The organism is Pseudomonas cichorii, assembly GCF_015471405.1.
Taxonomy (GTDB): domain Bacteria; phylum Pseudomonadota; class Gammaproteobacteria; order Pseudomonadales; family Pseudomonadaceae; genus Aquipseudomonas; species Aquipseudomonas serbiensis.
Window position 1 is genome coordinate 24,530 of the sequence record NZ_BLVZ01000011.1, and the last position, 17,230, is coordinate 41,759.

A 17,230-nucleotide genomic window follows, 5' to 3' on the forward strand; every position below is an offset into this window, starting at 1 on the left:
GGACGATGAATTTCCTGCAAAACCTGTCGGCCTGGGACTGGCTTGGGCTGGGCACGGTGCTGTTGATATTCGAGGTGTTCGGTGCAGGTGGGTATCTGCTATGGATCGGTATTGCGGCGGCATCGGTCGGCGTCCTGACTTTCGTCATGCCCGAGATGCCGTGGGCCTTGCAGTTTCTGCTCTTTGCCCTGTTTTCCGTGCTGACTGCCGCCTATTGGTGGCATCGGCAACGCAGCGTGGCCCGCCCATCGGATCAGCCAGGGCTGAACATGCGCGGACAGGAACTGATAGGTCGCACCTTCACCGTCCAGACCGCGATTGTCGATGGAAGGGGCAAGATCAAGGCGGCTGACAGCGTCTGGATCGTGACAGGACCGGACGCGCCGGAGGGCAGTCTGGTAAAGGTCATTGGTCAGGACGGTGTGATCCTGAAGGTCGAGGCCCTCGACTTAAATTGAACTCATGTGCTGCTCCGGCTATCCAACCCCTCAGAACAACCACAGTCGGAGTACACCATGCGTCTCAAACTTGCTGTCATCACATGTGCCTTACTGTCACTTCCGGTCGGTTCAGCGATGGCCGACGGTTTCTGGCGTAACGTGATTTCGTCCGGTGCTACCACCGGCTCGACTTACCTGACCTTCAAGGATCACAAGCTGATCGTCGCCGCACAGGATGACGCCGGCAGCTTCGTCGCCAGCGATGGTGGTATCCGCGGGCCATTCCTTGAAGCCGCTATCCAGCAGGTGCGCAAGGACAACCCGGGGCTGAATGCCACCGACATGGAACTGGCCAACGCGATCCTCGCCAAGAACCTGGTTGCAGAAAACCAGTAATAGGCGCCCATGAAAAATGCCGCTCGTTCGAGCGGCATTCTTTTGCCCTTCGGTTACTCGCCGATGGCGCTTTTGTAACCTGCGGCATCCAGCAGTTTTGCCAGATCAGCGGTGGCATCGGACGGCTGGAGCTTGAAGATCCAGGCTTCGTACGGAGTGCTGTTCAGCAGTTCCGGAGCATCGGCCAATGCTTCGTTGACCCCGATGACTTCGCCAGCGACAGGCGAGTAGATATCGGAGGCAGCCTTGACCGACTCGACCACGCCAGCGGCGTCAGTGGCGGCGAAAACCTTGCCCACTTCCGGCAGTTCGACGAAAACCACGTCACCCAGCGCTTCCTGAGCATGGTCGGAGATACCAACGGTTACCGTACCGTCTGCTTCCAGACGCGCCCATTCGTGACTTTCGGCGAAACGCAGTTCGGCGGGAATATTGCTCATTTAGTCATCCTCTACATCGAGTCAGCGGAAAACCCGCCAGATAGGTTAGATCAGGGTTTTGCCATGACGTACAAACGCTGGCTGCACCACACGCACCGGATACCATTTGCCGCGGATTTCCACCTCGGCCCGGTCGGCAGTCGCCATCGGAACACGCGCCAGAGCAATCGACTTGCTTAGCGTAGGAGAGAAACTACCACTGGTGATCTCTCCTTCGCCAATTTCTGCGACACGCACGACCTGACGCGCCCGCAACACGCCGCGCTCTTCAAGCACCAGCCCGACCAGTTTCGAGGCTACACCTGCCGCACGCTCGCTCTCCAGTGCATCGCGGCCGATGAAGTCGCGCTCTGCTGGCTCCCAGGCGATGGTCCAGCCCATGTTCGAGACCAGCGGCGAAGCATTTTCGTCGATGTCCTGACCATAAAGATTCATGCCAGCCTCAAGACGCAATGTATCGCGCGCGCCCAGACCGATAGGGGAAATGCCAGCGCCGACCAGATCATTGAAAAAGCCGGGAGCCTGCTCGGCCGGCACGATGATTTCCAGGCCATCCTCGCCGGTATAACCGGTACGGGCAATGAACCAGTCACCGTCATCACGGACTTCAAAAGGCTTGAGCTGATGAATGATCTCGGCACGTGCGCTGGACACCAGTTCGGCAATCCGGCTTCTGGCACGCGGCCCTTGAATCGCCAGCATTGCCAGCCCGGTGCGCTCGACCAGTTGCACGTCGAAACCGGTCAGGTGCGATTGCATCCAGGCCAGGTCCTTGGCACCGGTGGCCGCATTGACCACCAGGCGATAACCACTGGCGGTGAGGTAGACAATCATGTCATCGACGATGCCGCCACGGGCATCGAGCATGGCACCGTACAACGCACGTCCCGGACTTTGCAGCCGTTCTACATCGTTGGCCAGCAGGTAACGCAACCAGGCCTTGGCCTGACTGCCCATGACATCGATCACATGCATGTGAGAGACGTCGAACACTCCGCAATCGCGGCGTACCTGATGGTGCTCCTCAACTTGCGATCCGTAATGCAACGGCATGTCCCAGCCACCAAAATCGACCATCTTCGCGCCAAGCGCGAGGTGCAGGTCAAAGAGTGGGGTACGCTGTCCCATGGGTTTCTCCTTCCGGGCGTGGCGAAGGTGCGGACCGGCAGATCAAAGGCAGCCCCTCGTGGCTAGAGGTTTGCAGCAAATGACAGCAAGCCGAACGGTCTGACAGACCGCACCGATTGCGGCGCATTGTAGCCGCATGGGGAGTGACTAACCAATCTGCCGCGCCGAGCGCCGGATCAACCCGATCACGGGCAACAACCCGACCAGTACCAGCGTCAGCGCGGGCAGTGCAGCACGCGCCCACTCGCCCTCGCTGGTCATCTCAAAGATGCGCACGGCAAGGGTGTCCCAGCCAAACGGGCGCATGAGCAACGTGGCGGGCATCTCTTTGAGCACGTCGACAAAGACCAATAACGCCGCGCTCAGTGCGCCCGGAATCAGGAGCGGCAGATACACTTTGAAAAACAACTTTGGCCCACTGACCCCAAGACTGCGGGCTGCCTCCGGCAACGAAGGCCGGATGCGTGACAGGCTGTTTTCCAGCGGCCCATAGGCCACCGCAATGAAGCGCACCAGATAAGCCAGCACCAGAGCCGACAGGCTGCCCAGCAGCAGAGGCTTGCCAGCGCCACCAAGCCAGCCGGAGAGTGGAATCACCAACTCCCGGTCCAGATAACTGAATGCCAGCATGATCGACACGGCCAGGACCGAACCGGGCAGCGCATACCCGAGATTGGCCAGGCTCACGCCGGAGCGAATCACCGGGGTTGGCGCCATGCGTCGGGCAAAGACCAGGATCAGCGCCACACAGACAGTTATAAGCGCAGCGATGCCACCCAGATACAGCGTATGCAGGATCAGGCCGGTATAACGTTCATCCAGATCGAAACGACCTCGCTGCCAGACCCAGACGATCAATTGCAGCATGGGCACGGCAAACGCACAGATAAAGACCAGCCCACACCAGCCAGTGGCCGCCAGCGCTTTCAGCCCACGCAAGTGATAGAGCGCCTTGCCTCGGGGCCGCTCGTTGGTCGCACGACTGGCGCCCCGTGCCCGACGCTCGCCATACAGCACGACCATGACCGCCAGCAGTAACAGACTGGCCAGTTGCGCCGCACTGGAAAGGCTGAAGAAGCCGTACCAGGTCTTGTAGATGGCCGTGGTGAAAGTATCGAAGTTGAACACCGACACAGCACCGAAGTCCGCCAGGGTTTCCATCAGTGCCAGTGCCACGCCGGCTCCGATTGCCGGGCGCGCCATGGGCAGCGCCACTCGCCAGAAGGCCTGCAAAGGCGTTTGCCCCAGCACGCGGGCAGCTTCCATCAAACCTTTGCCTTGTGCCAGGAACGCCGTGCGAGCCAGCAGATAGACGTAGGGATAGAACACCAGCACCAGAACGATGATCACCCCGCCCGTGGAACGCACACGCGGCAAACGCAGGCCGTTGCCAAACCATTCACGCATCAGGGTTTGCACGGGGCCGGAGAAATCCAGCAGGCCGACAAAGACAAACGCGAGCACATAAGCCGGAATCGCGAACGGCAGCATCAAGGCCCAGTCCAGCCAGCGTCTGCCGGGAAACTCACAAAGGCTGGTCAGCCACGCCAGACTGACGCCCAGCACCGTCACACCGACGCCGACGCCCAGTACCAGAATCAGCGTGTTGCTCAGCAGGCGAACCATCTGGGTTTCAAGCAGATGCGACCAGATCTCCCGGTCGATGGTTTCCCAGGACAGCAACAGCACGCTCAGCGGCAACAGCACCAAAGCGGCGATGGCAAAAACAAGGGGATACCAGCGGCGTTGGGCGGGATGGGCCAAGGGGGATTCTCAAAAAACATGGAGAACCCCGTAGGAGCGAATTCATTCGCGAATGAATTCGCTCCTACGGGGGGTGGCGGGTATTAAATCAATTCCAGCCAGCACGATCCATCATGCGAATCGCTTCGGCCTGACGCTTGCCCGCCACTTCGACCGGAATCGTATCGGCCTTGAACGCGCCCCAGCTCGCAACCTCTGCCGATGGCGCGACTTTCGGGTTGGCCGGAAACTCCTGGTTAGTGCCGGAGAAGATGGTTTGTGCCTCTGGCCCGGTCATCCACTCAACCAAAGCCTTGGCAGCCTCAGGGTGCGGTGCATGTCTGGTCAGACCGATGCCCGACAGGTTGACGTGTACGCCGCGGTCCGACTGGTTCGGCCAGAACAGCTTCACTGCCAGGTCCGGGTTTTCCTTGTGCAGACGTCCGTAGTAATAGCTGTTGACGATGCCGACGTCGCATTGCCCGGCATTGATTGCCTCAAGCACCGCGATGTCATCGGAGAACACATCGGTGGACAGGTTGTTGACCCAGCCCTTGAGAATCTTCTCGGATGCTTCAGCGCCGTGGGTTTCGATCAGGGTCGCCGTCAGGGACTGGTTATAGACTTTCTTGGCCGTGCGCAGGCACAGACGCCCTTCCCAGTTCTTGTCCGCCAGAGCTTCATAAGTGCTCAGCTCGGCGGGCTTTACCCGGTCCGTCGAGTAGGCGATGGTCCGCGCGCGCAGGCTGAGGCCAGTCCAGGCATGGCTGGAAGAACGATATTGGGGCGGGATATTGGCGTCGATCACAGGCGACGTGAACGGCTGGAGAATGCCCATCTGCTCGGCCTGCCAAAGGTTACCGGCGTCTACGGTCAGCAACAGGTCAGCCGTGGCGTTCTCGCCTTCGGCCTTGATGCGCTGCATCAGCGGGGCTTCCTTGTCGGTGATGAACTTGATCTTCACCCCGGTCTTGGCCGTGTAGGCATCGAAGACAGGCTTGATCAGCTCATCGATACGCGATGAGTACACCACGACCTCATCGGCAGCCTGGGCGGTGCTGCCGAGCACGGTCAGTGTCAAAGCAGCCAGAAGACGCTTGCTAGCCTGCATGGGAGTCTCTCGCGTTCGAAAAATGAGGCGAAATGGTAGTTAATCCCATTTTCGATCACAATCGAACAGCCACCCGAGGCGTTACCAGATGTTTCAAGCCACTGTAGGAACGAATTCATTCGCGAAGGTTTCCGTGAAGGTTTCGCGAATGAATCTGCTCCTACAGGCGTGCAAGCTCAGGGAGTTCACCGGACAATCCCAAGGCTTCACGCACGAACATGGCCTTGGCTTCCGGCATCTTGTTGACCACTTTCAAGCCGGTGTTGCGCAACCAGCGCAGCGGCAGCGGGTTGGCCTGGAACAGGCGCTCGAAACCTTCCATGGCCGCCATCAGTGACAGGTTGTGCGGCATTCGGCGGCGCTCGTAACGACCGAGCACACGGACATCGGCCAGTCGCTCACCACGCTCAGCGGCATGCAGCAACACTTCGGCCAGTACGGCAGCATCGAGAAAGCCCAGGTTCACACCCTGACCGGCCAAAGGGTGAATGGTGTGTGCGGCATCGCCAATCAGTGCCAGCCCCGGCGCGACATAGCGCTTGGCGTGACGCTGACGCAACGGAACACATACTCGCGGGTCGGCCGTCAGCATTTGTCCCAGACGGCCCTCGAAAGCCCGCTCCAGTTCGCGACAGAAGGTTTCGTCATCCAGCGCCATCAGGCGCTCGGCTTCCAGCGGAGTCACCGACCAGACGATGGAACACCAGTGCTCGCCCTCTCGCTCCAGCGGCAGGAACGCCAGAGGGCCATCGTCGGTAAAACGCTGCCAGGCTGTCTTGCGATGAGAGTCTGCCGTACGCACGCTGGTGACGATGGCGTGATGCAGATAATCCCACTCGCGGGTCGGAGTACCTGTCAGGCGGCGTACAGCCGAATTGGCGCCATCGGCAGCGATGACCAGCGGCGCACGCAACTGACGGCCATCGGCCAGTGTCAGCAGCCAGTCGTCGCCGGAGTGACGCATGTGCTCCAGACGGGCATTGCCCAGCAAACCGATATCGCTGTCGTGCAGGCGCTCAAGCAAGGCGTCCTGCACCACGCGGTTCTCGACGATATGACCCAGCACTTCGGCATGCACGCTGGATGCGGAAAAGTGGATCTCGCCGGTGCCGCTGCCATCCCACACATGCATCTGCCCATAAGGGCTGATACGACGGGCGGCGATGCCTTCCCAGACACCAAGGCGCTGCAGAATCCGCTGGCTGGCAGCCGAGAGGGCACTGACGCGAGGCTCAAAGGCCGATTGCGTATCGAACGGCTTGACGCTCAGAGGGCCGCCATCGAGCACGACGACATCCAGGCCGCTGCCCTGCAAGGCCAATGCAAGGGCGCTGCCGACCATTCCGGCTCCGACAATCAGCACATCTGCGCGGGTTTCCATGCTTAGATCGTTCTCGCTTGCGGCCTGGGCCGTGTTTTAAAAGTCCGTGCGTCACACATCGGATCGAGTACCCAGGCCCATGGCCTGACGGGCGAACCAGCGTTTGGCGGGCGGCAGCAGATCCAGCCCCAGCAACCCCAGGTTGCGACCTGCCGTGACCACCGGCTGCGTACTGCCAAACAGGCGGGTCACCTTGTCGGAAAAACCCACGGTAAGCTGTTGATCGAGGCGCTGACTTTCACGATAGGCCAGCAAGGTCGCCAGATCACCCGGCGACTTGTCGCTTTCAAGCAGCGCCTCGGCCAAGGCATCGGCATCGCGCAACGACAGGTTGAAACCCTGCCCGGCAATCGGATGCAGACTATGGGCTGCATTGCCCAGCACGACCAGATGCGAGCGAACCTGCTCTTCGGCTTCCACCAGAGAAAGCGGATACACATGTCGCGTGCCGACCTGACGCAAGGTGCCCAGGCGGTAACCGAATACATTTTGCAGTTCACTGAGGAAGCTGCGGTCATCCAGAGCGGCAAGGCGTTGCGTGTCGTTGCCATTGCGCGTCCAGACCAGCGCGCAGCGGTTCTCCGGCAATGGCAGCAGGGCCATGGGCCCCTCGTCCGTGAAGCGCTCGAACGCCTGCCCGCAATGGGCTTCGCTCGGGGTGATATTGGCGATCAATGCGCTCTGATTGTAAGAGCGCTCCCGCACACCGATCCCCAACTGTTCGCGCAGGCTGGAGCGGCCGCCGTCAGCCAGCACAGCCAGATCGCATTCCAGTTCGGTTTCATCATTCAATGTCAGTCGATAGCCATCGGCCAACGCCTGCATGCGCGAGACTTCGGCAGGCACGCGCCACGTGACGACTTCACGGTCCAGGCCCGCCCACAGGCATTGGCCAAGCCAGGCGTTTTCCACCACGTATCCCAGCGCTGGCACACCTTCTTCCATTGCGGCCAGACGGGTCGCGCCGAAGCGTCCGCGGTCGGACACCTGAATCTGCATGATGGGCTCGGCACGCCGGCTGATCTGCTGCCACAGGCCAAGGCGCTCATAGATGCGCCGCGCCCCGAACGAGAGGGCCGAAGAACGTGCGTCGTAGCTGGGCTGATAGGTATCGCCCGGCGCAAAAGGCTCGATCAATACGATCTTCCAGCCACGCGCCTTGGCTCCCGCCTGCAACGCCAGAGCCAGGCTGGCACCTACCAGACCGCCACCGACGATGGCCAGATTGAAGCGGCTCATGCGGCTTGAGTCCTTGCGGCAGCCATCAAGACTTCGATTTCAGCGACAGTCTTGGGCACGCCGCCAGAAAGAATTTCGCACCCCTTCTTGGTCACCACTACGTCATCCTCGATTCGCACACCAATACCTCGCCATTTTTTCGCGACGTTCTGATTGTCGGGAGAGACATAAATCCCCGGCTCCACCGTCAGCGCCATGCCGACTTCCAGCACGCGCCATTCGCCGCCGACCTTGTATTCGCCGACGTCATGCACGTCCATGCCCAGCCAGTGCCCGGCACGATGCATATAGAACGCCTTGTAGGCTTCGCTCTCGATCAATTCGTCCACGTCGCCCTGCAACAAGCCCAGTTCGACCAGCCCGCCAGTAATAACCCTGACCGTCGCTTCATGAGCCTGGTTCCAGTGTTTGCCGGGGCCGATGGCAGCGAACGCGGCTTCCTGAGACTTGAGCACCAGTTCATAGATCGCCTTCTGCTCTGCCGAGAACGTGCCGCTGACCGGAAAGGTGCGGGTGATGTCGCTGGCATAGCAGTCGATCTCGCAACCGGCGTCAATCAACACCAGATCCCCGTCCTTGAGCGGCGCGTCGTTCTGTTGATAGTGCAGGATGCAGGCATTGCGGCCCGAGGCGACGATGGACCCGTAGGCCGGCATCCTTGCCCCGCCCTTGCGAAACTCGTAATCCAGCTCGGCTTCCAGGCTGAACTCATATAGCCCCGCACGGCTGGCCTGCATCGCCCGGATATGGGCGCGTGCAGAAATCTGTGCGGCCTCACGCATGACCTTCACTTCCGCTGCCGATTTATACAGGCGCATGTCGTGAAGCAGATGATCCAGCGCAACGAACTCGTTCGGCGGCTGCGCACCCAGGTGCGCCTTGGAGCGAATGGTGTTGATCCACTCCATCAGATGCCGGTCGAACTCAGGGTTGCTGCCCATGGCCGAGTAAACCCGCTCGCGCCCCTCGATCAGGCCCGGCAGGATGTCGTCGATATCGTTGATCGGGAACGCATCGTCGGCACCGAAATCACGAATGGCGCCTTCCTGGCCTGCACGCAGGCCATCCCACAACTCGCGCTCCGGGTTGCGTTCACGACAGAACAGCACGTACTCGCCATATTCACGCCCCGGAATCAGCACCACCACCGCTTCCGGCTCGGGAAAGCCGCTCAGGTACTGGAAATCGCTGTCCTGCCGGTAGACATGCTCGACATCACGATTGCGAATCGCGACAGCCGCTGCCGGAAGAATGGCGATGCTGTTGGGCACCATCTGGGCCATCAGGGCCTTGCGTCGGCGTGCGTATTCGGACTTCGGAATATTGATCATGGGCAGACGGGGTCCCTTGGTGGAGCTAGCCGGTCAGGACTCTTGAAGCCCTGACACAGCGCGCCGTGATGAACAATCAGTGCAGGGAAGGCTTGGGCTGTGGCGCAACGGCCTTGCTGCATTCGGTGAACAGCAGCAGTGGTGCGACACGCAGGTACTCCATGACTTCCATATAGTCGCTTTCGCCGTCTTCGGATTCTTCCAGTGCATCCTGGACCTGAGCGATGGCAGCCAAGTCCTGTAACACTTCAGTGGCCTCGATGCTCAACACCGCATCTCCGACTGCCAGACCAAAGCCCGACAGGAAACCCTGGCACCATTGACCCAGTGCGGCCGCACGTTCGGTCAGCGGCTCGTCATCGCCAGGCAGCAACAGCACGACGGTCATGTCATCGCCGGTCAACTCGCCCTTGACCATCTCCTGCAAGCCGATCAATGCCTGACGAACGTTGTCCTCAGGCTCGGTCTCCAGCAGTACGGAAGCATCGGCAAACCAGCCTTCGCTATCGAAGCCGGCACCGGCGCAACTGCGCCCCAGCAACAGGCCGTGCAGCTCGGCAGGGGAAACAGGATGACCACTGGTATTGAGCAGAGTGGCAAATGCTTTGTACGGGGAATTCTGAATGGGCATGGGCAGCTAGTCGCCAAACGGCGCAATGTCTAGAATGAAGGCCTTGTATCCTAGACTATCCGCGCAACAAGATCATCAACGCGGCGGTTAGAGGCAGTGGCGTTAACCGACTCCGTGCCATTCATCAGAAAGTACTCAGTGGAAAACAATGGAAGACACCGATCTGCAAGCCCTGATGAACCGGCTGGAATTGCTGCTCAAACACACAGAGCAACTTAAAAGCCAAAATGCACTCCTACTAGCTCAGGAAAAATCCTGGCGCGAGGAACGCGCCCACCTCATTGAAAAGAACGAAATCGCCCGGCAGAAGGTCGAGTCCATGATTTCGCGCCTCAAGGCCCTGGAGCAAGACTCATGAGTAATGGCAACAGCGTTACCGTTCAAATCCTCGACAAGGAATACTCGATCATTTGCCCTCAGGAAGAGCGCACCAACCTGGTCAGCGCCGCCCGCTACCTGGATGGCAAGATGCGTGAAATCCGCAGCAGCGGGAAAGTGATTGGCGCAGACCGCATTGCCGTCATGGCCGCCCTGAACATCACTCACGACCTGCTGCACAAACAGAATCTGCCTGACGTGCAAACCAGCGGTTCGACCCGCGAACACGTCCGCGACCTGCTGGAAAGAGTCGATCTGGCACTGTCCACAGAAACCCCGACAACACCCGATTCACCACGCAGCTGATTATTTCCGGACGTTTCTGTATACTTGCGCCGCTCCCTGGAGTGCTTGCCAGTCGGTCATGTCCCTGAGCCGATACGCACAACCACGGGGGTTGCACGTTGGGGTTGGTGTGCATGTCCGCTCGACGGAAAGCCTTAAAACCTCCTGCAATCTCCACCTTGAACTTTCGGGTTCAAGGGCTAAACCGACAGCGGTTCGTCGGGGAGTCCACATTCAATTCATTGCCGGTTCTGCTGCCGGCAGTGACGATCCTGTCTCTGGTTTCAACCTCACGGATCAGCCTGCATGATCTTGCACTTATGATCAGCACATCGTCGCTCACACGCACACAACTGCGCCGCCAGCTACGCAAGGCGCGTCGTGCATTGAGCCGCAGCCAGCAACGCGAAGCCGCCCACGGCCTCTATCGCCAACTGGCGCAACACCCACTGTTTCGTCGCGCCCGGCATGTCTCGCTGTATCTGCCCATGGACGGCGAGATCGACCCACGCCTTTTGCTACGCGCTGCCCAACGCCGGGGCAAGGCGACTTACTTGCCGGTGCTCAACGCATGGCCGCGTACCAGAATGGTTTTCCAGCGCGTGCGTCCCGGCGAGAAATTCATACCCAACCGTTTTCGCATCCCGGAGCCGCGTATCAACCGCGCACGGCAGCGCAATATCTGGGCACTGGATCTGATCCTGATGCCCTTGGTCGGGTTCGATGACGAAGGCGGACGCCTCGGGATGGGTGGCGGCTTCTACGACCGAAGCCTGGCCTATCTGGCGCGCAGAAAAACCTGGAAAAAACCGGTACTGCTGGGCATGGCCCATGAATGCCAGAAGGTCGAACGACTCGCACAGGCAAGCTGGGACGTACCGCTGCAAGGCACGGTATCGGACAGACGCTGGTATCTGGCACAGCAGGAATCGGGAAAGTGACGCGGCGGGAGCTACAGGCATAGCCCCCGGAAAAGAAGGATGCTTACAACCTCAATGCCGGCCGGGCACTTTCTGTTGCTGCTGAGTGATCTCGACAGGAGCATCCACCTTGTTGGTCCACAAGCTCTGCGCATAACCGGTAGTCACGATACCCAAGCCGAACAATGCAACTAAAACCCACAGTAAATCCGGCTTGCGTTTCATTGACTGCCCTCCTTCGGCAAATCAAAGCGCTGCCAACAGCCGCTTCTGTACAGGCTGTGTAACAGCAGGGTGCTTAAAAAAGCGGCATTTTGCGATAACGTGAACCAGTACGCAAATAGTGGCGCCAACCGACTGTCGGTTTGTCATAAAAACATCCCGATGTTGTGCATTTCCATGGAGAACACCCAATGGCCTATTGGCTGATGAAATCAGAGCCCGACGAACTTTCGATCAGTGACTTGCAACGCCTCGTCAAAACCCGCTGGGATGGCGTGCGCAACTATCAGGCCCGCAACTTCCTGCGCAGCATGGCGGTGGGGGATGAGTTCTTTTTCTATCACTCCAGTTGCCCGGAGCCGGGCATTGCCGGAGTTGGCAGGATTATCGAAGCGGCTTACCCGGACCCGACAGCCCTTGAGCCGCAAAGCCATTACTTCGATGCCAAGGCAAGCGCCGAGAAAAACCCCTGGAGCGCAGTCGATGTAGCCTTCGTGGACATATTCCCGAAAGTGCTGGGGCTGGGTTATCTGAAACAACAAGCGGCGTTTGAGCAACTGCCTCTCGTGCAGAAAGGCAGTCGACTCTCGGTCATGCCCGTGACCGCCGAACAGTGGTCGGCGATCCTGGCACTGCGCTGAAAAGCGTTACTGAACGATGAAGTTGTTAAACAGCAAGTCTTCAACGATCGGCTTGCCCTCTTCGCTGGTCATCACTTGCTGGACCTGCTTGAGCGCTTCCTGACGAATCTTTTCCTTCGCATCGGCGCTGCTCATGGAGTCGACAGTCTGCTGGGTAAACAGGGCAACCAGCAGATTACGGATCAGCGGGTCATTGCGCTTGACCGCAGCCTGAGCCTCGGCACCGGTAACGCGCAGGGCGATATCGGCCTTGTAGACGCGCAACTTCGGCCCGCCATCAAGAGCGTAGTTACCCACAAACGGAGGCGTCAGGGAAACATAAGCCGCCTTGGGCTCGCCCTCGCCTTCTTTGGCTTCTTCCTGCGCCAGGGCAGGCAGCGACAAGGCCAACAACATCAAGATCCACGCTTTCACAGTCCACTCCTTAATACGGGTTGCCGCGTAGGTTACAGCTTATACACGCTTATAAGGCCGGGCCATGCTCATTGACCCGAAAACCTGCATATCCGACCTTATCGGCCATTACTGGAAAAGGAATAGTCCGATGAAAGCACTGCTTTGCAAAGCCTTCGGTCCTGCCGACACCCTGGTACTGGAAAACGTCGCCAGCCCCGTCATCAAAAAGAACGAAATCCTGCTCGATGTAAAGGCTGCCGGGGTCAACTTTCCAGACACGCTGATCATCGAAGGCAAATACCAGTTCAAGCCGCCCTTCCCTTTTTCACCTGGCGGCGAAGCAGCGGGAATCATCTCGCAGGTCGGTGAAAAGATAACCCACCTCAAACCCGGCGACCGGGTCATGGCGCTGACCGGCTGGGGCAGCTTCGCCGAACAGGTTGCCGTGCCGGGCTACAACGTACTGCCGATCCCGCAAGCCATGGACTTCAACACCGCCGCCGCATTCAGCATGACCTACGGCACCTCCATGCACGCCCTCAAACAACGCGCCAACCTGCAACCCGGCGAAACCCTGCTGGTGCTCGGAGCCTCCGGCGGCGTGGGCCTGGCCGCCGTGGAAATCGGCAAAGCCCTGGGTGCCCGCGTCATCGCTGCCGCCAGCACTGCCGAAAAACTCGAAGTGGCCAGAAACGCCGGTGCCGACGAACTCATCAACTACAGCGAAACCAGCCTCAAGGACGAAGTAAAACGCCTGACCGCAGGCAACGGCGTCGATGTCATCTACGACCCGGTCGGCGGCGACCTCTTCGATCAGGCCGTACGCGCCATCGCCTGGAACGGCCGCCTGCTGGTCGTCGGCTTCGCCAGCGGCCGCATCCCCGAACTGCCCGTAAACCTCGCGCTATTAAAGGGTGCATCAGTAGTCGGCGTGTTCTGGGGCTCCTTCGCGCAAAGACAACCTCAAGACAATGCCGCGAACTTCAAGCAATTGTTTGATTGGTATACAGAAGGAAAGTTGAAACCGCTGGTATCGCAGGTTTACCCGCTGGAAAGAGGTGCAGAGGCGATTGACGTGCTGGGGAAAAGAAGTGCGGTGGGGAAAGTGGTGGTGGCGGTTGGTTGAAATGAAATTAAAACCTGGGTCGCCGCAAGGGCGGCTCAGCGTGTGACTTTTAAAGTCAGAAAGTCTCTGCGGCCTTAACAGGCAAGCTAGTACACGCATTAAAACAACTAAAATCCTCAACACAAAAATAAATATTTACCGCAAAACTCTATCACTCAGAGAGTCTGACAGACGCTTCTGACACACCAAATTAATAACAATAAATCATTTTCACACAACAACTATTTACCTCATTACCTGATAACTACTGAGTAACTTCTCACCATACAGCAAAGGAGAAACTGTATGAGTGACCAAGAAGGAAAGAATATTTGGGTAACTTCGGGGAAGGATGCCGATAAGCACAATCGCCCTTTTGACCCCACCGGCAACCCCTATGGCAGAGGCGGTGGGCATAGTAGTGGTAGCGGCTGGAGCACTGGCTTCGGGCCGGGCAGCGGGAGCATCGGCGGCATTGGGGGCGGTTTCGGTGGCAATAGTCGTAAAAGAGCCAGAAAGCGCGCAAAGGCCATTGCGCAACACAGAGCCAACCTACAGGCCCAGGCTCAACAGCAGGCGGCAGCCCAAGCCCAAGCTGAACAGCAGGCACGTGCTCAGGCTCACGCGCAAGCACAAGCCGCAGAACAAGCACGCGCTCAAGCGGCAGCCGCTCAGGCGTATCGACAAACAATCAGCGACTTCATCCAGACTCAACAAACAGTCAGGTCTGATCTTGATCAACGCTACAACCAGACCGCACCGGGGCTGCCCACCGCGCTACTAGGTGAGATTCAATCTGACCTTGAACCACTGGCGGATAACCCGACCCACCAACCGTTAGCGGACCTGATCCTTCAGGAAAAATCCCGGATCAACTACCTGCTGGCCCGCAAACAGGCGGAGCTGGAGCAACGCAACCTCAAAACGCTGGCGCATGGCGAGGCGCTGTCAGCCACCACACCTGAGCAGTATCGCCACTACCTGGAATCCCGCAGCCAAGGCGATCAGCAGCGTGCTCAACAGGCCCATCAGGCCTGGACGGATGCCGTGAGCAATGCGCATGAAGCCAGGTTGCTCGCTGAGTCGGTGGCTTTTCTGGAGCAGCGCTCTACGGAGTTGTCCGAGCGTCACGCCCGGATGTCGCAAGCCCGTCAGAACAATGCTCCATCGCCACGGGCTGGTGCCGAGCGTTTGTGGTCGGCAATCGCCGCATCGAACACGTCCGGCAGTTTGCCCACCCCTGCCGAAGGGCTGGAAAAGGCCGGACAGATCGCTAAAGAGATATTCATCAAAACGGCAATCAGTCGGTTGAAGTTGAGCCCTGGCGTTGCCTTGGCGCTGTACTCGCCCACGTTAGGCAACGCCGAACTCACACCCACCGTAGTTGCAAGCCCGGCCTCACAACTCAATCTGCCGTCACAGGTGGATATGGAATACGTTGCCAGCGTCAACGGCAGCATTGATGTTCCACACCGATTGGTCATGGAGGACGACGGCCAACAATCGGTTGCCAAGTGGGTGGTGGCAGACGGCGTAAAAATCGGCACTAAAGTTCGTGTCCGAAATTTCACATACAACGCTCAGAACAATACCTACGAATTTATTCGTGACGGCGATACCCAGCCAGCACTGGTCTGGACTCCAATTGAACAACCGGCAGATAGCTCCACCCGTTTTCCAGGCCAGAAACCGGCCTTGCCGGTTGACCCGGGAGTGGATGTATCGCCACAAGGCACCCGCGTTGACGAACTGCCTAGCTTCGTCAATGACGACCCTGACGATTACATCCTGGTATTCCCGCCAGGCTCCGGCCTGCCGGACACCTACCTGCTTTTCAAGGACCCGCGGACTATTCCGGGAGTCGCAACAGGATACGGAAAACCGGTAACAGGCATCTGGCTAGGCGAAAACACGCGTGCGCAAGGGGCTCCCATTCCTTCGCATATTGCGGATCAGTTGAGGGGTAGACAGTTCAGTAGTTTTGGCAGATTACGAGCAGAAATCTGGAAGGCGATAGCCAGTGACCCAGAGCTTCAGGAACAATTTACACCATACAACCTTGCGCTGATGAAGTCCGGACGTGCTCCACGACCAAAGCTGGCTGATCAAGTGGGAGGACGGAAAGTTTTTGAGATCCATCATGTGCATGAAATAGCGAACGGCGGGGGTGTTTACGACATTGATAACTTGAGAGTACTTCCTCCCAGACAGCACATCGAACATCACAGGAAATTGCAATGAACCTCAAAAGAAAACTGGAAAATTACACAGAGCAAGAGTTTCTAGACCTTATCAACGAGTTCACCAACCCTAGAAACCTGCCCGGAGAAGAATTTGAAAGACACACGGATCTCTTATTGGACCACTTTATAGAAATAACGGAGCACCCTGACGGCTCAGATTTGATTTATTACGCAGAAGTTCCCACCAATCAGGGCATTCTGGAAACAGTAAAAAGATGGCGTGCTCAGAATGGAAAACCGGGATTCAAATCACCCGACAACCACCATGATCAACCACATCATTAATACAACCTTTTTAACAAGAGAGAACTTCATGGAAGAGTTTCAACACCAACTTCATAAACTGCCTGACTTTCTGCAAAAAGAGCTGGCTGGTCAAGTCGGCAACACAACCGGCATGGCACCCTCTCAGGTGGTTGCGCGTTATCGCGTGAGTGCCGAACATCTTGCGGCGAGCAAACTTGCAGTGATTGCCCCCCAAGACCTCAGTGATGCCAAGCTGTACTTGGGCCATATGCCGCACACCAAGGAGTCTATAGAGAGTCAAGTTGCGCACCAGAACGCAGGAATGACGTGGATAGGGTTCACAATGAACATCTACAACGCTCACATCGCACTGGAATCCAATCGTTTTCTGGCCGAGTTCGCACAGCGCATTGCGCCAGTTGCAGGCCGCTTGGTCGAGCAAGAGCAACTGCAAGCTCAACACCTGGCAGCCGAGGCCGCTCGCCTCCAGGCACAGCGCGTTGCTGAAGAAGCAGCTCGGATAAAGGCTGAAGAAGAGGCTCGTGAGCTGGCCAAGCGTCAGATCGAAGAAGCAAAGCAGGCTGCGCTGGCACTTGCACGCAGCCAGGTCGAGGAGGCTGCACGAACGCTGGCCGCACGTCAGGCGCAAAGTGAAACGGCCGAGAACCCACCGCAGGTTGCCACTCAATCAGTCGCGTGGGTTCCAGGACCAGAAGCCAGTCAGCAGATCAAGTTGGCGCTGAGCAGCCTTGGAGCAAGTATTGAGGTTGCAATCATGGCGTTTCATGAGGCGATGCAGCCACATGCGGACTTGTCCGACGATGTCCACTTCGATGAAATTCTCAGGATGAGCCAAGCCGCCGCTTGACGCCCACCCAGAACAGGCTTCGCGAATAAATTCGCTCCTACGCAGACCGTAGGAGCGAATTTATTCGCGAAAAATACAAACACCCC

20 protein-coding genes and 1 other RNA gene are annotated in these 17,230 nt (G+C 58.4%); 11 read left to right on the forward strand and 10 right to left on the reverse strand.

The window, feature by feature from the left end:
* The first annotated feature begins 5 nt into the window (after window positions 1–5).
* Window positions 6–458, forward strand: coding sequence for an NfeD family protein (locus JL015_RS17960; protein ID WP_201001191.1), 453 nt, complete (start codon window positions 6–8; stop codon window positions 456–458).
* 57 nt (window positions 459–515) lie between these two features.
* The gene (locus JL015_RS17965; protein ID WP_201001189.1) at window positions 516–836 is read left to right on the forward strand and encodes a DUF2388 domain-containing protein; all 321 of its coding nucleotides are present in this window, start codon (window positions 516–518) and stop codon (window positions 834–836) included.
* A gap of 53 nt (window positions 837–889) precedes the next feature.
* Here the strand turns inward: JL015_RS17965 and gcvH are convergent, their stop codons facing one another.
* The 8 genes from gcvH to JL015_RS18005 all read right to left on the reverse strand — a co-directional run bounded on the left by gcvH (window position 890) and on the right by JL015_RS18005 (window position 9,840).
* On the reverse strand, window positions 890–1,276 hold the full coding sequence (gcvH, locus tag JL015_RS17970) for a glycine cleavage system protein GcvH (RefSeq protein ID WP_201019407.1): 387 nt from the start codon (window positions 1,274–1,276) through the stop codon (window positions 890–892).
* Window positions 1,277–1,321: 45 nt separating this feature from the next.
* Window positions 1,322–2,404 (reverse strand): glycine cleavage system aminomethyltransferase GcvT, encoded by a 1,083-nt coding sequence (gene gcvT, locus JL015_RS17975; RefSeq protein WP_201019408.1) that lies wholly within the window; start codon window positions 2,402–2,404, stop codon window positions 1,322–1,324.
* Window positions 2,405–2,551: 147 nt separating this feature from the next.
* On the reverse strand, window positions 2,552–4,168 hold the full coding sequence (locus JL015_RS17980) for an ABC transporter permease (RefSeq protein ID WP_201019409.1): 1,617 nt from the start codon (window positions 4,166–4,168) through the stop codon (window positions 2,552–2,554).
* Window positions 4,169–4,256: 88 nt separating this feature from the next.
* Window positions 4,257–5,258, reverse strand: coding sequence for an extracellular solute-binding protein (locus tag JL015_RS17985; RefSeq protein WP_201001184.1), 1,002 nt, complete (start codon window positions 5,256–5,258; stop codon window positions 4,257–4,259).
* A gap of 160 nt (window positions 5,259–5,418) precedes the next feature.
* A complete protein-coding gene (locus JL015_RS17990; RefSeq protein WP_201019410.1) occupies window positions 5,419–6,639 on the reverse strand; it encodes a 2-octaprenyl-3-methyl-6-methoxy-1,4-benzoquinol hydroxylase in 1,221 nt (406 codons plus the stop codon).
* Window positions 6,640–6,690: 51 nt separating this feature from the next.
* Entirely contained in the window at window positions 6,691–7,878 is a 1,188-nt protein-coding gene (ubiH, locus tag JL015_RS17995) for a 2-octaprenyl-6-methoxyphenyl hydroxylase (protein ID WP_201001182.1), read from the reverse strand.
* The gene (pepP, locus tag JL015_RS18000) at window positions 7,875–9,209 is read right to left on the reverse strand and encodes a Xaa-Pro aminopeptidase (RefSeq protein WP_201019411.1); all 1,335 of its coding nucleotides are present in this window, start codon (window positions 9,207–9,209) and stop codon (window positions 7,875–7,877) included. The genes ubiH and pepP overlap by 4 nt, the downstream gene beginning before the upstream one ends.
* A gap of 76 nt (window positions 9,210–9,285) precedes the next feature.
* Entirely contained in the window at window positions 9,286–9,840 is a 555-nt protein-coding gene (locus JL015_RS18005; protein ID WP_025258009.1) for a YecA/YgfB family protein, read from the reverse strand.
* Between the two features lie 148 nt (window positions 9,841–9,988).
* Between JL015_RS18005 and JL015_RS18010 the strand changes: the two genes are divergently transcribed.
* From JL015_RS18010 to JL015_RS18025, 4 genes are all read left to right on the forward strand, one after another.
* Window positions 9,989–10,198: a TIGR02449 family protein gene (locus tag JL015_RS18010; protein ID WP_117163697.1), complete on the forward strand. Its 210-nt coding sequence runs from the start codon at window positions 9,989–9,991 to the stop codon at window positions 10,196–10,198.
* Complete coding sequence (locus JL015_RS18015) at window positions 10,195–10,524, forward strand: cell division protein ZapA (RefSeq protein WP_201001180.1); 330 nt, start codon at window positions 10,195–10,197, stop codon at window positions 10,522–10,524. The genes JL015_RS18010 and JL015_RS18015 overlap by 4 nt, the downstream gene beginning before the upstream one ends.
* 30 nt (window positions 10,525–10,554) lie before the next feature.
* Window positions 10,555–10,733: non-coding RNA, 6S RNA (gene ssrS, locus JL015_RS18020), on the forward strand.
* 90 nt (window positions 10,734–10,823) lie between these two features.
* The gene (locus JL015_RS18025) at window positions 10,824–11,444 is read left to right on the forward strand and encodes a 5-formyltetrahydrofolate cyclo-ligase (RefSeq protein WP_201019412.1); all 621 of its coding nucleotides are present in this window, start codon (window positions 10,824–10,826) and stop codon (window positions 11,442–11,444) included.
* A 51-nt stretch (window positions 11,445–11,495) separates the two neighbouring features.
* Here JL015_RS18025 and JL015_RS18030 read toward each other — a convergent pair whose 3' ends face one another.
* A complete protein-coding gene (locus tag JL015_RS18030; protein ID WP_201001177.1) occupies window positions 11,496–11,648 on the reverse strand; it encodes a hypothetical protein in 153 nt (50 codons plus the stop codon).
* Window positions 11,649–11,836: 188 nt separating this feature from the next.
* On the opposite strand from JL015_RS18030, the gene JL015_RS18035 reads away from it, so the two are divergent.
* Window positions 11,837–12,286, forward strand: a complete 450-nt coding sequence (locus JL015_RS18035) for an EVE domain-containing protein (RefSeq protein ID WP_201019413.1) — start codon at window positions 11,837–11,839, stop codon at window positions 12,284–12,286.
* Between the two features lie 6 nt (window positions 12,287–12,292).
* Here the strand turns inward: JL015_RS18035 and JL015_RS18040 are convergent, their stop codons facing one another.
* Window positions 12,293–12,700: a flagellar basal body-associated protein FliL gene (locus JL015_RS18040; protein ID WP_201001167.1), complete on the reverse strand. Its 408-nt coding sequence runs from the start codon at window positions 12,698–12,700 to the stop codon at window positions 12,293–12,295.
* A gap of 130 nt (window positions 12,701–12,830) precedes the next feature.
* Here JL015_RS18040 and JL015_RS18045 point away from each other — a divergent pair, with 130 nt between their 5' ends.
* The 4 genes from JL015_RS18045 (at window position 12,831) to JL015_RS18060 (ending at window position 17,144) form a co-directional block, all read left to right on the forward strand.
* Window positions 12,831–13,808, forward strand: a complete 978-nt coding sequence (locus JL015_RS18045; protein ID WP_201019414.1) for an NADPH:quinone oxidoreductase family protein — start codon at window positions 12,831–12,833, stop codon at window positions 13,806–13,808.
* A gap of 285 nt (window positions 13,809–14,093) precedes the next feature.
* Window positions 14,094–16,028, forward strand: coding sequence for an S-type pyocin domain-containing protein (locus JL015_RS18050; RefSeq protein WP_201019415.1), 1,935 nt, complete (start codon window positions 14,094–14,096; stop codon window positions 16,026–16,028).
* Entirely contained in the window at window positions 16,025–16,315 is a 291-nt protein-coding gene (locus JL015_RS18055) for a bacteriocin immunity protein (protein WP_201019416.1), read from the forward strand. The genes JL015_RS18050 and JL015_RS18055 overlap by 4 nt, the downstream gene beginning before the upstream one ends.
* The gene (locus JL015_RS18060; RefSeq protein WP_201019417.1) at window positions 16,296–17,144 is read left to right on the forward strand and encodes a hypothetical protein; all 849 of its coding nucleotides are present in this window, start codon (window positions 16,296–16,298) and stop codon (window positions 17,142–17,144) included. Before JL015_RS18055 ends, JL015_RS18060 begins: the two co-directional genes overlap by 20 nt.
* The last annotated feature ends 86 nt before the right edge of the window (window positions 17,145–17,230 follow it).